The organism is Daejeonella sp. (assembly GCF_036405355.1).
GTDB lineage: Bacteria > Bacteroidota > Bacteroidia > Sphingobacteriales > Sphingobacteriaceae > Daejeonella.
Genome location: NZ_DASWXT010000012.1, coordinates 1 through 15723, shown reverse-complemented (window position 1 = coordinate 15723; position 15723 = coordinate 1). Strand labels below are relative to the sequence as shown.

Annotated in this window: 9 protein-coding genes; all 9 read right to left on the bottom strand. The window is 41.6% G+C overall.

The features are described 5' to 3' along the window. Positions 1 to 44 precede the first annotated feature (44 nt). The 9 genes from VGE44_RS01405 to VGE44_RS01365 all read right to left on the bottom strand — a co-directional run bounded on the left by VGE44_RS01405 (position 45) and on the right by VGE44_RS01365 (position 15668). Positions 45 to 662: a SprT-like domain-containing protein gene (locus VGE44_RS01405; RefSeq protein ID WP_331075978.1), complete on the bottom strand. Its 618-nt coding sequence runs from the start codon at positions 660 to 662 to the stop codon at positions 45 to 47. Between the two features lie 2 nt (positions 663 to 664). After that, positions 665 to 2779 (bottom strand): ferrous iron transport protein B, encoded by a 2115-nt coding sequence (gene feoB, locus VGE44_RS01400; protein ID WP_331075977.1) that lies wholly within the window; start codon positions 2777 to 2779, stop codon positions 665 to 667. A 7-nt stretch (positions 2780 to 2786) separates the two neighbouring features. Continuing rightward, entirely contained in the window at positions 2787 to 3002 is a 216-nt protein-coding gene (locus VGE44_RS01395) for a FeoA family protein (protein ID WP_324486305.1), read from the bottom strand. A 202-nt stretch (positions 3003 to 3204) separates the two neighbouring features. Continuing rightward, the gene (locus tag VGE44_RS01390) at positions 3205 to 3606 is read right to left on the bottom strand and encodes a VanZ family protein (RefSeq protein WP_324486307.1); all 402 of its coding nucleotides are present in this window, start codon (positions 3604 to 3606) and stop codon (positions 3205 to 3207) included. Continuing rightward, positions 3606 to 3986 carry a glycine cleavage system protein GcvH gene (gcvH, locus tag VGE44_RS01385; protein WP_331075976.1) on the bottom strand — a complete coding sequence of 127 codons (381 nt, stop codon included), beginning with the start codon at positions 3984 to 3986 and terminating at the stop codon, positions 3606 to 3608. Before gcvH ends, VGE44_RS01390 begins: the two co-directional genes overlap by 1 nt. Before the next feature lie 333 nt (positions 3987 to 4319). Further along, a complete protein-coding gene (gene sprA, locus VGE44_RS01380) occupies positions 4320 to 11300 on the bottom strand; it encodes a cell surface protein SprA (protein ID WP_414649261.1) in 6981 nt (2326 codons plus the stop codon). A gap of 93 nt (positions 11301 to 11393) precedes the next feature. Then, positions 11394 to 11978: a Holliday junction branch migration protein RuvA gene (ruvA, locus tag VGE44_RS01375; protein ID WP_331075974.1), complete on the bottom strand. Its 585-nt coding sequence runs from the start codon at positions 11976 to 11978 to the stop codon at positions 11394 to 11396. 38 nt (positions 11979 to 12016) lie between these two features. Then, entirely contained in the window at positions 12017 to 14353 is a 2337-nt protein-coding gene (locus VGE44_RS01370; protein ID WP_331075973.1) for an NADP-dependent malic enzyme, read from the bottom strand. 91 nt (positions 14354 to 14444) lie between these two features. Next, positions 14445 to 15668 (bottom strand): lytic transglycosylase domain-containing protein, encoded by a 1224-nt coding sequence (locus VGE44_RS01365; RefSeq protein WP_331075972.1) that lies wholly within the window; start codon positions 15666 to 15668, stop codon positions 14445 to 14447. Positions 15669 to 15723 lie beyond the last annotated feature (55 nt).

Sequence of the window (15723 nt, the reverse complement as noted above, 5' to 3'; positions counted from 1 at the left end):
AGATTTTGTAATCCAGCAGGTCTTTCTGCTTTTAGCTTTCGACTTTAATCTTTCTGCTCAAAAACCGTAACTTCCGAAAGTGCATTGAACAAATAGACTGCACCGGTTTTAATTTCAACGCAGCGGTAGCGTTTTCTGACCAGAGCTTCTTTTCTAAACACACGTCCATCGGGTAATGAGAACAGGGTTTTCATCGGAAGCTTTTCTACGCAAACAATGTGTGCAGGTTTACTGTCGTATTGTTTCAGGACACGATAAAGTTTGAGATCTACACAACTGGAAGCAGCCGGGTTTTCGAGATAATTCTGGATGGCATGATTAATATCAGGCGGGAAGATGGATTGCTCAAAGAAGGGCTTCATCATCCGTTTAAAGTTATTCTTCCATTCTTGTCCGTGGGGTTTTGCTTTACGCTTGTATTCATTCCAGGTCAATAAATGCGCGAACTCATGCACTGTGGTAATCAGGAAGGCATAGGGGTTGAGATCATAATTAACTGAAATCCGATGGCCGGCGTTTTTAAAAGGGTGGCGATAATCGCCATGCTTGGTACTTCGGTTTCTGGAGATCTTAAACTCACATTCAAAATAATCTATCCAGCGTGCTATAACAGGTGCAGCGCCCGGCGGCAGATAATTATTCAGTACAGTAATCTTATCCAATTTTATTTCAGAAGCTGGTATACAAACAGACTTGCAAGATAAGCCAAAGTGGTCATGTACACAATTTGAATTAGAGGCCATCTCCATCCCTTGGTTTCACGGTAAACTACGGCGATAGTGCTGATACATTGCATTGAGAATGCGTAGAACATCATCAGTGAAAAAGCCACGGCAGTAGTAAATACGGGCAATCCCGTTTCCGGATTACGGGCAGAGGCCATTTTCTCACGTACAGATTCCAGGTGGGAATCATCGCCTTCCACACTATAAATAGTTGCCATAGTACCTACAAATACTTCACGTGCAGCAAAAGAGGTAATCAATGCGATGCCAATCTTCCAGTCAAAGCCCAGCGGCCGGATCACGGGCTCAATGGATTTACCTAAAATTCCAGCATAGGAGTTCTCAAGCTTCTCGGAAGCAATAAGGCGATCAATTTCTGCAGGAGGAAGCTGTTTTCTTATTGAAACTTCGTTGTACTTGCTATCGATTTTATCAAAGCGATCTGATGGTCCGTAAGATGAAAGCACCCATAAAATAATGGAAACTGCAATAATGACTTTCCCGGCTTCAATTACGAAGGCCTTTACACTGCGATACATAGTCAAAAGCACATTATTCCAACGTGGCATACGATAAACCGGCAGCTCCATAATGAAGTATCCACGTTCGCGTGCGCGGATCATGTGCTTCATTACCCAGGCGACTAAAATCGCGCTCACTATACTCAGCAGATACAATGACATTAATGCCAGTCCCTGCATATTAATAAAACCCCAAACCTTCTCATCAGGTACCACCAGTGAGATCAATAAGGTATATACCGGCAGACGTGCAGAGCAGGCAATCAGCGGAGTAACCATGATCGTAATCATCCGGTCCTTCCAGCTTTCAATATTCCGTGCACTCATGATCGAGGGAACGGCACAGGCAAATCCACCTATCAATGGAACAATGGATTTACCGCTCAATCCTACTTTACGCATGATCTTATCCATCATGAAAGTAACTCTCGACATATATCCGGTATCCTCCAAAACGGAGATACAGGCAAATAAAATAGCAATCTGCGGAATAAAGATTACAACCCCGCTTAAACCGGCAAGTACTCCATTCACCAGCAGGTCAGTAAATACTCCCGGAGGCAGGATTTTCAGACTTACTTCTGTTAACCACAGGAACAGGTCCTCTATCAATGACATCGGATACTCAGACCAGGAAAATATGGCCTGAAATATCATAAAAAGTATGGCGAAAAAAATGACGAAACCAAATATCTGATGGGTAAGAACCTTATCGATGCGGTTACTCATTGTTTCCTGTTTAGGATCAGAATGAACTTTCACTGTGTCGAAAAGCACATCATTGATAAAATTATACCGGGCAATAGTCTCGGCAGCCTGTGCTTTTTGTGAATGAAAGTTGAATTCCTTATTGAGCCCGGCGACCTTCTGCTTCTCCTTTTCGGATAGAAAAGCCAGGTTTTCATACTGGTGTGCGATCTGCAATGCTGTGTATGGCCTATCAATCTTCAGATCATCCTGAATCGCTTTAATCAGCCCGGGTGCTATGCTTTCGACCTCGATGGAAGGCAATTGAAGCGGAATGGAACTATTGTTCAATATGGCCTGCTTAAGACGGTCAATTCCCTCCTGCTTGCGGGCTGAAACAGGAATTACCTGAACTCCTAGCTTTAAGGCCAGCTCATCTACAGAAATTTCAATTCCTGAGCGGGCAGCCAGATCCATCATATTCAGTGCGATTATGATGGGAATATTCAGATCTGCGATTTGAGAAAAAAGCAGTAAATTTCTTTTAAGATTTGAGGCGTCTGCAACAAAAATGATCAGATCCGGAAAGTCAGCCCCTGATCTATCACTAAGTGCATCAAGTACAATACGCTCATCCCTGCTTTTGGGATAAAAACTGTAGGTACCGGGAAGATCTGTGATTTGAGCAGTACGCTGATTAGGGAGTTTACAATATCCTGTCTTTTTCTCAACAGTTACTCCCGGGAAATTACCGATCTTTTGGTTTAAACCGGTTAGAACATTAAAAAGTGTAGATTTTCCGGAATTGGGGTTACCAACTAATGCAATTTTTAAATCGCCGTTCACCTGGAGATTATTGCATGATGATGGTCGAAGCTTCCTTTTTTCTCAAAGTAAGCTGATAACCTGAAACCGTAATAGCCATGGGATCCCCTAGTGGAGCTAAACGTTCAACAACAATAGATTCACCTGGCAAACAACCCATTTCCATCAACTTTACAGACATTTCAAGATCAGTAAATTCTTTGATAATTCCTGTTTGCCCTGGTATTAATTGTGAAAGCTTCATATCCCTGTTTAAATCTGAATCAAAAATAATGCTTATTTGAATTAATTCCAAATAAGAAAATTGATTTTACAAAATAATTAGAAATTAGGATTGAAGAGAGATTCCAGCGGGAGCAGGAGCCCGGTAAAATTTTGGACATTTACAACCTTTCTTAAATATACTGCATGAGCTAAGGCTCAGGAAAACAAGCAGAATGGCAATTTTAAAGCAGTTTTTCATTAAAGCGAACTCTGTGTAAAAAAATATAGCTAAAGATTCCCATTCCAACTCCGGTCATATCTGCAAATAAGTCCCACCATTCTGCAGAACGGTAAGTAAAAACCTCGAGTTGCAGAATCTCAATCCCGGCACCCAAAAACAGTGTGATACCAAGAATTTTCAGAATCGTGAGTGGGCGATAGGTATAACTCGCCTGCTGTCTGATTTTCCCATAAAATAAAAACACTGTAAGAACGAAGAAAAAGCCAGTATGGGCTAATTTATCGAATCCCTCAAAAAAGGTAAAGCCAACCTTACTAGTATCAGTTGGGGGCATCTCGCAGAGTATAACCACAAAGATGGCCCAAAGAATGGAAAGATACTGGTATCGTAAGGATTTTAACATTAAACCCCTATCTGTGTTTTGTAATCTCCGGCTGACAATAATTCTTCGACCTGTGCCGTGTCTGTTAACTCGATCTTAACCATCCAGCCGTCTCCATAAGGATCACTGTTAACTAATTCAGGCTTTGCATCCAGTTTTTTATTGATCTCAAGAACCCTGCCTGTTAGTGGCATGAACAGATCTGAAACTGTTTTTACAGCCTCAACCGTTCCAAATACATCTTCACGGGCTACTTCTTTTCCAAGGGTATTAATATCGACGTAAACGATATCGCCCAGTTCATGCTGTGCAAATTCAGTGATACCAACATAAGCATGATTACCTTCAACGCGTACCCATTCGTGATCTTTAGTGTATTTTAATTCTGCCGGAAAATTCATTGTGTTTTGGTTTTTAGTTTTTTCAAAAATACTCTAAGAATTGCAGACTTGCAATTCTAAATTTAGAGGTATTTGAGTTTATAGATGCTGAGGAATGCGCAATGTCATGATTTAAGAGTCTGCTCAGGTTTGGGGGTTCCGTCATTTCGAACACAACGGCAGTATTATCTTCTTAAGATTGGAGTTTGCGTTGTGGAGAAATCTGTTGATGGGAGGCAGTGCTTTTGACCAAGGGATTTCTCTTCGCGTTTAAACTATTTTTTAAGACAACAATTGAGGTCGCTCATCGAAATGACGGTGCATTACACATACCCTAGCATAGCCAAAAACCTATCAAAGGTTAAACCTTAAATTAACACCAAAATTGCTGAACGAAGTATTAAAGGTCTGCGAAGTATATGGTTTGGTGATATTGCCATCATAGAATAACCTCATGGTAAAGCGCTGGTTTAACACATAATCAACGGATGGCCGGGCGGTAATATTCTTCGCTCCTGATGAAACCTCTGCATCTTCAACATCTGCACGGTAGATTACCAGCTTACGGTCAGTTAAGGCGAAATCCATTTTAAAATTCATGTCATTATCAAGTTTCAATGACTTGAACAATCCAAAAGGGAAACGAAATTTAGTGGTACGGTAACCCAAACCAAAAACTGCTCCATCCTCTTTCTGTTGTGCCAACTGACTGTTTGACAAACTAAAACTCAGAGCTCTGGATTTGCGGTACTCCAGATTCAGGGTCATATTATTCTTCAGTCTGACGTCTACTCCAAATAATGGCAGAAACTGCTCAAACAGGGTGATCTGTGAAAATTGATAGAATGGAAGGAAATTTCCGCTGGCATCTTTTACATTAACTGCACCATTTGACTCCTGGTAACGTACAAGCGAATTAAATCCGTTCACACTGTAGAGTGACCGGTAAGCATGATTAATATCAACAGAAGTAAAAATCTCGTTGAAGAAAGAATATTTCGTCAGTCCGTTATAGCTGAGCCTCCAGTTAGGAATTGGCACTTTAGGAAAGCGGTTGAGCGAAATCTTATTTGCATCCTTACCGGTATAGGCCGCCATGAAAGAGGCAATCAAAACATCCTGTGAGCTCTTGCCATAACCATCGGCATAACCTCCTGCTGAACCCGAAGAATTTGGATTCTGGGCTCCAAGTCGTTGTGAGATTATCGCTCTGTTCTCCTGAAATTGTTGAAACAGACGGGAAGAATTGTTTAACTTATTCTCCTTACTGAAGGCCGTTTTCATCGAGAAAAAGGAAATATTAAAGTCCCCGGTAGTAACCGGACTCAAATTTTCGAAGCTATTACTAGAGGGAAGGAATTTGAAATTTGTTGAATAATTAAAACTCTGGCTTTTGGTGGCAGTCAGTTCAATACGAAGGTCGCGGATAGGTTCAATCAAGCCTCTGAAACTCATATCTTCTTTAATGGTATTAATGTATAGCTGATTCAGCAATGAATCCCGGGTGATCCAGCCATTCTCTAATGATCGGGTCCTGATATCCTGCTGTCCACCAAAAATAAAATCATAACCCGGAGCATTTAAACTAAGATCCTGCCCAATGAAACCTGTTTTTGGAAGATATCCGGGCAGAAAGGTCCCCTCGGTTTTTGTATATGCCCCGCTGACATTTTTCAGACTGGTGATCAGATTGATCAGGAAGCCTGCAGCTTTACTTTTATCTGCCTGATTTATACTTCTTACAAAGCCGAATTTATTGTACAAAGCAACCATACTCAATGTAGGATTGAGCTGTACTGTACGGGAATTCTGAATCGTATTTCCCACATTGATCCTTGGGTCATTCATGGTTAACAAAGGTTCCGTTTGCCAATTAAAACCCGAACCATAACGGGCTGCCAGTGTAATCCAGTCCAGCCCCGGGATTTTATTGATAGGAACATTATAGGTCAGGTTCATGGTGTGACCGTAATCTGTAGTCCGGCCCAGTTTCATGAGGTTTTGCCAGAGTGTATCCCGTTTCAGCCCATTTATTCTGCCCTCTGGCTCATCAATAATAGAATAATTGGTTGCATTAAAATCTATCTGCATGGAACGGGTCAGGTTCCAGCTGATGCCATAGAGACGTGACATCTGGAAATTTTTATTAAAATTGGTGTTGATCGGAAGAAAGTTATTGGGGTCATTATCCCGCAAAGTATTTTCAGAATATAAGCGGTCAACATCTATCCGGAAATTCAGAATTGATGGTAAAAGACTGAAATTAAAGTCCCTGATCAATGAAAGACTCTTCGATTTAATCAGTTTCTCGAAAGGAGTAATACTTTTGGCTTGTTTCGAATAATTATACTGCAATCCGGCACGATAGGTTTTCTGAATTGTACTCTCATTGATGAAATCGCGGTGATTAAATTCATTAAATGCATAGCTGGCACTCAGGTTTTCAATATCCCAAAGGCGGGTTTTACTTTCAGGATTGGTTTTGATCTTACGAACATCAGTAAAATTAATGCTCTTCCTGGCCGTATAATCCTCAGTAATGAACTTCAATGAGTCCCGGACTTCTTTTGAAGAATTCTGGAGAGTGGTTTTAAACTCGGTATCCTGAATTCTTGGATCATACTGAGGTGACGCTACCTGTTTTGAGAAGTTCACGTACATGGGTACTTTTAATCCGGCACGTTCAGGGAAGAATTTGCCTAGTTCCACATTTCCGGAAAGATCAAATAGCATATCATCTTCCCTGTTTCGCTCGCTTACTCTGCGATCTATAGAACCGAAGCCAATAGTACTCCTGCTACCTGAGATGGTAACATCTGCAAAATCTGCGAGTTTTGCGTTCATCCTGGCGGTTGCAGCCCAACCCCCGCGTTCATCAAAATCGGTTAACCGCATCTCATTAAACCAGATCTGGGCTGATTTGTCGAGGCCGTCATCAAGACCCGGACTTGCTAAACTTCGCAATGGATTACGAACCCCGAGCATATAAACACGAACCTTACTCAGATCGGGCTGTCCTTTGACGGTGATAATGTTCTGCCCGTCCTGATAAATAAAGGGACGATTAATCGGCCATGGCTGTCCGTTAAAAACAGCCTTGTTTCGAGCTGCTTTTGCTTCCAAAAATAATCTCAGTTCCACGTCTATTTTATTCTGGTCGGGCCAAATCAGGCCGGGGGCACTGGTTCCCGGGCTGGTGACTTTTAGCGGGATCTCATAATCATAATAATTGTCCTGATTATCAGTACCAACCCTTAGAAATGCCCGAAGGTCATTATCCCGTAACTGATCTCCCTCTGCGTGAATGAACATCTCCAGACGCTTATAGGACCGAAAATCATTCATGGTAGTTCTGAATGCGGCACGTCCGTATCCATCCCGAAGATTCCGGACACTCAATGCCAGTGATTGTTCATTCCGGCGGGATTCACCTCTGAAATTTGTATAATCTATCTCCCTGGTAATTCCCGGAGGAAGTACATATGGGATTGGGGTACGCTTTCCATTCTCCTCAATATTCACCGCACTTACATCAATTATTGAATTGTCGAGGCCGGGATTGATTAGTGAAGGATCAGCAATAACCTTGGACGGGTTATTCTCGGAATTATACCTCCGCCACTCTCCTCTGACCAATTGTAATTTCGCCAGACGCATTATGGTGGTGTCAGCAAAATCAGTCATGAACATCCTGATAAAGCGAATCGATTTGAAATCATTAATATTCCCTACTTTTTGCAAATATTCTGCAATCGGAATTTTAAACTGGATCCACCTGACCGTTTCCTGAGTTCCATTCGCCAGTCTTACCGTTGCGGGAACGATGTCTGAAACATAATTAGTTCCTACCGAAAGCAGATCCTGAGGCCGGATAGAGACTTTGTACTGAAAATATTCATCTGCCTGTGTAGAATTGTTATCCCTGTTTATATCCTCACCATCAGGAAAAGATGTTGCTGCAGTATTCTCAATTCCAGTCAGGTCAAGTGATTGCTGAGCGGTTTTTGAGTTTCCTTCAGGATTATTATACTTCTCATACCTCTTTAGAATTCCGGCATTGGCCTGATCCAGGTTTGATCCCCTGTAATATTGAAAATCATCTGATGCCGGATCACTTTCAAGTGAAATTGCAGCCTGAGGATTGATACTGGCCTTTACCTGATTCAAAAAAGAACTGAACTGCTGTCTCTCGTCTGCGCTACTCAGTCCATCAATACCTATATCCTGAAATTGCCGGGCCGTAGGGTTATTGTCAAATGCCTGAATAACCGGCTGTAATTTTGGAACCCTTCCCCATATGGTACTTTCTGTCTTTGCAGTATTCCCATCTATTGGTAAGCCATTTTCCATACTTTTCCTGCCATCTTTCAGGATATCTTCGGTGATGTTACCCAGATTAAAATAGAGATCACCACCTGCACTGGTTGTATTGTAAATGAATGGATCAAGCATCCACATTTCTATGAACTCGATGTTCAATGCCTCAAAGTCGTTTGTTTCCAATTTTCTGAATATCCCACCCCACCTGCTTCGTGGATTGGTTAGTGTACCTGAAGAAGTCAGTCCCGAAGTAGTGAAATTATATGGCCCCCTGATTGTTGGGTAGAAAGCCAGATCGAAGGTTGGGAGAATGATTGCCTGCCCGGTATTGGAATCTTTGAAAGGAAAGACCTCCCGTTCAAAAACCTGACGCACATAATGATTTGATAATTCATTCTTATCCCTTCTGATATTATCAGGGGTAAGTGAATTTCCGGTCAGGAAAAATATCGGATCAATATTATAAAAAGCAAGTCTTGCCCGGTTATAGCCATATGCAAGATCATTGTTGAGCCTTGATTCAGGAAAAAGTTGCGGAGTGCCGGAAATTTGCCAGGATATTGCACTTTTTATATCGATCATGGACCTGCTTGCTTCAAAATCGTCCAGATAACTTGCCCCGTTCCTGCTTCCGGCAAAATTTAGTGCTCTTGGATGCCCCGGAACCAGACTGGCGTATTCCCCATTAAAGGTAATACTGGAAGGCTCCTTGGTATTGATGAATGGAATCTTATCTACCATCCGTGTAAGCCACCTGGATGGAGAATTATAACTTGCATCTATACCCCAAATTGTATTGGATATGGCTTCTTCCCCAATATTCACTTTCTGAGTGAGCGGTTTTTCCGTCAGGTTCATGAAGGTACCACCGAGATTCAGTTTATCATTGACACGATAATCAAAACGTGTACCGGTAAGCGAACGCTGCTGTAATCCAAAAAGTTCATTGTTCTCCAATTTGATTCTTATAGGCTGTCCTGAGCTCAAAAGAGCCGAATTTAAAATTCTGACCACACCTATATTATAATCTACAGTAAAGTCGACCCCTTCCTGCAATGGCATTGACCCTGCAACCACTTGTACTGAACCGGGTGGAACATTGATAGCATTCAGCTGAAATTCTGAGCCTCCCTGTGACTGATAGGTACCCCTGATCTGATATCTGTTCAATTTAGCAAACAGTTGTTGAGCGATTACTTTTGTGGAGTCATAAAGAGGCTGATAAACATATTTATCAATCAGATTGCGCTCAGATACCGGATTAAAACGTTTAGCCAGATCAGAACCAAAAGGTTCTACCAGAGGAAAGGTGATCCTGCCATTCTGGGGATCGATGGTAATACCCTCCAGGAAATCGAAATAACCATCCGGTTTACGATCGTTTTGTTGATTCAGATTATCCAGATTGGTCATCTGTATCCATAATTTATTATTGGTATTCTGCCCCTCAGTGATCTGTGGTTTTTCTATTCCGGTTTCCTCATCAAGCCTGAAAATATTTAGTTTAAAGTCATTGCGGCTTACCTGATATGCACCAAGAGTATAAATATTCTTCATCATCAGATCCCAGGTTGGCAGGCTTGTTTTTAACGTCTCATTCTTCAATAACTTGACATACAGGACTTCAGGGGTGGAATTATTGACTGGATTATCTGTCGAAAACTCTCCTACCTGATATTCAACTCCATTGACTGTATATCGAAAAGCAACCGCCAGCACCTCATCAGCATTCAATTGGGTATTCAGGGAAATATAACCAAGCCGGGGATTTAATATATATTCCTTGTCGGTAAGATTCCTGGCAAAAGTGAGTTTTGCGAAATTGTCAGTACCACCGCCTGCTGCCTGAAAAAACGAAATCGCATCATTGGAATTGGTCTGTCTTACCCCCGGCGGGAGAACCTGCAGCAAATTATTTGATTGCTGGCCGAAGCCAGGACCGGCAAAACCTGAAGGGAGCACCGAATAGCCCTGACCACCCTGAACCTGAAAAGTATTGTAAACCTTATTTTCACCCAAATCCAGTAAGCCGAGGACATCTCTTGAATTTACTGTACTGTTTGCACGGTTGGTTACCCAGACTTCTATTTTTGTAATATTAATATTGGAGCTATTGAGCGGTATATTTTCAAGAGCTTTATTATAATTATCCCTGAAATACTGGGCCAGGAAATAATGCTTATTTGTTTCATAATTATCCGCCGATATACTGAATTCATTTTGCTGTGAACCATTGGTGATTGTAATTTCCTTCTGCTGTGATTTTTGCTGTGAAAAAATACTGGTTACATTCAATTTCCCGAATTGCAGTTGGGTCTTCAATCCAAACAAAGCCTGACTTCCACTGATTAGGGAAGAACTTAATGGCAGACTTACGTTACCGGCCTCTATCTTTCTGATTATCTCATCGTCCTTACCCGTATAATCAAGCTTGACCTGGTTCTCGAAATCAAACTGGGCTTCCGTATTATAATTGGTGCTGATCTTCATCTTTTCACCAATCTGCCCTACTACATTCATTTGTATACGCTGGTCGAAATCAAAATTACCCTGCCTGCGCTGCCGTTCATTGAACAAAGGGTTCTCATTCCGGCTTAAACGACCAGAAAAAGTAAGATCAGCAGATCCCTGAGGACGGATTTCTATTGTGTTTCCCCCAAATAATTTTTCAAAAGATTTACTGTTTACCATCACAGGCGGGATGAACCCTGGTTCACGAGCCTCAGAAAGCGGAAGATCCGCCAGCTCGCGCCAGTAATTGCGCTTGATCAGTTCATTTTCATATTTCTGATACTCTTCAATACTCAGATACTGGGGAGCACGGTAAAGCCGCTCTCCTATCTTTTCACGTATGATATACCGCTTTGATACCGGATCGAATTCAACACTTCTCTGAATATTCGATGGATTGGGGAGTATGATTCCCGTTTGCGGTTTGAACCGGAGTGTTTTGGAATCCTTAAAAGGATAAATAAGTTTAACTGTGTCTTTTGCAGCAGGAGTATTCTGAGCCATTACCCGTCCTGCAAACAGAAGAAGGAAGACACAAAAAAAACTCTTCAGGCAAAAAGTAGCAGCACTTCTCAATTTAAAATGATATTGATTTAATTATAAGCTTTTAAGGGCAATTTTTATCAAAGCTTCTACAGATAAATTTTCTGCAGAAGCTTTGATTGCGTTTTCAAGCGACTTTTCAGCAATATTTTTGTTAAACCCTAACATCACCAAAGCAGATAACGCTTCATCCTTAGCGGTATTATGAACAGGCATAGAGATCAGTGAATCAGGACCTTCCTTTTTCAACTTATCCTGAAGTTCGAGTATCATCCTCTGTGCAGATTTTGGGCCGATTCCTTTAATCCTTTGTATCAGAGGCACATCCCCTTTAACGATGGCTGCCTGAATCTCAAACGGGGTGATCGACGACAATATCATTCTGCCTGTATTGGGTCCGATTCCTGAAACGGAAATCAGGTGCAAAAACAAACGGCGCTCACCCTCATCATAAAAACCATACAAGGTATGTGCATCCTCTTTCACATGAAGCCAGGTATACAGCTTGCAGTGTTCCTTCTCCTCCAGTGCAGCATATGTATTCAGTGAAATATTGATGTGATAACCTATGCCACCTGCGTCTATTACCACGTAGGTTGGGCACTTGAATACGAGTTTACCGTTAATATATGCGTACATCTTTTCAGATTAATATTAATTCAAAATAATTCAGCGGCTTAAAGTCTATCCTTTTTTAAAACCCGTTTAAATATACCTTTTACCCGAGGATTGACAAGCATTGAACTTTCTTCCTCCTTTGTCTGAACATCCACTACAGCTATTGTAACCATATTCACAATTTCACGCACCGAACTACCCAATTGCAAAATATGCACGGGTTTATTCAGTCCCAGCAAGATTGGACCTACTGCCTCAGCACCACCTATTTCCTGCAATAATTTATAGGCAATATTACCTGATTCAAGATTTGGGAATACCAATACATTGGCAGGGGCACCAACCAGCGTACTGAAAGGATAATTATCCTTAAGCAGGTCGGGATTCATCGCAAAATTTGCCTGCATATCTCCGTCAACTGTAATATCCTTATGCTTTTCATGTAAGATCTTTACTGCCTGGCGAACTTTCTCAGGTACAGCTCCATCATTTGATCCAAAATTTGAGTAAGAAAGCATTGCAACTCTTGGCTGAATATTAAACTTCCTGACAGAATGATCAAGCAGTGCAGTAATGGCAACAAGTTCATCGACCGTTGGATTCTCATTCACAGTGGTATCACCGAAAAACACAGGGCCCTTCTTTGTCAGCATCATGTACATTCCTGCAACACGGTTAACACCTTCTTCAATACCAATCACCTGAAGTGCAGGTTTGATAGTTGAAGGATAATCTTTGGTTAATCCTGAGATCAAAGCATCTGCTTCTCCGAACTGTACCATGGCAGCACCATAATAGTTTCGGTCACGCATCAATTTTTTAGCTTCAAACAAGGTAATTCCACGACGCTGACGTTTTTTGTAAAGGTATTCAGCAAATTGGTTACTTTTTTCAAGCTCTTCAAGCGGATCGATAATGCTTACTCCTTCCAGTTCCAGCTCATTTTCAAGCATGATGCGGCTAATCAGCCCTTTATTCCCAAGTAGAATCGGTATAGCAATACCTTCATCGCGAACAATTTGTGCTGCTTTTAGAATTTTATAATTATCAGCTTCCGCAAAAACAACACGCTTAGGTGAACTTTTAGCCTTATTCGTAATCGTCCGCATCAATTTATCATCAAGACCAAGACGGGCTTTCAACTCCTCATTGTAAGCTTCCCAGTCTTTTATCCCTTTTCGGGCAACACCTGAATCCATTGCTGCTTTGGCAACTGCGGGCGAAACTGAAGTAATTAAGCGGAGGTCAATAGGCTTCGGAATGATATAATCCTTTCCAAATTTTATATTTTTTAAGTTATACGCAAGATTAACCGATTCAGGAACCGTTTTCTTTGCCAGTTCAGCGATTGCGATAACTGCAGCCTTTTTCATTTCTTCATTGATTCCGGTAGCCCTCACGTCAAGTGCCCCTCTGAAGATATACGGAAAACCGAGAACATTATTTACCTGATTCGGATAATCAGACCGGCCTGTAGCCATGATTATGTCTTTACGGGTTTTAATTGCCAGTTCATAGGCAATCTCAGGATCGGGGTTTGCCATTGCAAAAACAATTGGATTTTTTGCCATTGTTTTAAGCATTTCAGCAGTTAAAACATCCGGAGAGGAAAGCCCGATGAATACATCCGAATCTTTAACAGCCTCAGCAAGGGTATTGATCTTACGCGTAGTGGCGAATTCAGCTTTGGTACCTTCAAGATTTGCACGATCGTTACGTATAACTCCTGAGCGATCAAGCATCACAATATTTTCTTTTCGGGCCCCCAGGCTTACATACAAGCGGGTACATGAAATTGCTGCCGCACCGGCACCATTAACTACAATCTTAACTTTATCCAGTTTCTTTTTCTGCAACTCACAGGCATTGATCAGTGCGGCTGCAGAGATGATTGCGGTTCCATGCTGATCGTCGTGCATAACCGGTATAGACATCACTTCCTTAAGACGACGCTCAATTTCAAAGCATTCCGGAGCCTTGATATCCTCCAGGTTAATACCCCCGAAAGTCGGCTCAAGCGCCTTTACAATAGCCACAAATTCATCAATGTCCTGGGTATCCAGTTCGAGATCAAACACATCGATATCAGCAAATATTTTAAAGAGCAATCCCTTACCCTCCATCACCGGCTTTCCTGCTTCCGGGCCTATATCCCCCAGACCAAGCACGGCTGAACCATTACTGATTACCGCCACGAGGTTTCCCTTTGCTGTATATTTATAAACATCATCCTTATTTTCTGCAATCCGAAGGCAGGGTTCTGCCACACCGGGTGAATAGGCCAGCGACAGATCACGCTGAGAGTTGGTAGGTTTGGTTGGAACAACTTGTATTTTTCCGGGACGGCCATGAGAATGGTAGTCCAATGCGTCTTGTTTACGGTTAGTTTTGCTCATTAAGTTTAGGAATTGGTCAGTTGGGCAAAATTACAATTCTTTTCGTTATGGCTGGAATAAACAAACACAAGCAGGTTTGAATATTAGGAAACTAAGTTCTATTAATTTTAAGCCGCATTCCGGCTTTAATTGACGACTTTTTAAGACCGTTTAGCGCTTGTATTTTACTAACAGTTGAACCCTTTTTTTCGGCTATCTCAGAAAGAGTATCGCCTGGTTTTACGGTATAGTATAAATACGGACTTGCTTTTTTTGACAGTTCAGTTCTTGAAGGAGCAGGCTTTTTTGCTGCAGCAATCAAAGGTGCCGGTTCAGCCATTTCAGTTGTTCCATTAAAAAGATCATATAAAGATTTATAGGCATTATTCTTTACTGAAGGAAGCACCAGCGGTATTGGGGTTGATGCAGAGCCATTGACAACCTCCTTTTTAAAAGAAGGATTTAGAAGGAGTAACTCCTTTACATCCAGGTCTGTTGCAGCAGCTATACTGCTGATCGAAATCCTTTTATTAACCGGAATCACATCAGTCAATGTGCTGAAGCCTGCAGGTTTAACAGAAATTTCATGATCCTTAAAAAATTTCATCGAATAAACTGTAGCGATAAATGCTGGAACATAATTCTGAGTTTGGACTGGCAAAAAAGGTCTTACCTTCCAAAAATCAGCTACTCCCCCAGATTTAGCGATTGCTCTGGTTACAGCACCGGTACCACAGTTAAATGCCGCAATGGCCAGAAGCCAGTCACCAATTCTGGCATGTGCATCAAACAGATATCTTGCTGCTGCATAACTTGCCTTCACCGGATCCTTACGTTCATCGGTATAATTATCCATTACCAAACCGTAGCCCTTCGCTGTTGCATACATAAACTGCCATGGGCCAACAGCGCCTGATCTCGAAACTGCCTGCGGGTTTAGTGCCGATTCTACAACCGTAAGAAACTTAAGTTCTTCGGGAATTCCAGCCTCTTTCAATGCTTTTTCAAAGATCGGGAAGTAGTATTCAGATAAGCCGAGCATCTTCCCAATCTGTTCCTTTCTTCCGGTATAAATGTCGATATAGCGTTGAACATGTTCATTATAGCTTAATGAAACTTCCTTCTGGATAGAGTCAAGCCTTTTTTTATAAACAAGGTTCTGATAGCTCAGGACCGGATCTGGTACAGTACTTGGGGCAAAAAGGGTATCTCTTTGGCTTACCAGCTTACCGGAATGTATCAGAAGAAGCGAATCCTGTCTTAAACTGGCTGAGGCCTGGATAAAAAATATCAGAGACAATGTTGTAAAAAATACAGTAACTATCGTTTTTCTCATATTTTAAAAATAGAGTACGGCAAATTTACCGGATTAAAAAACATTTCTATAGAAA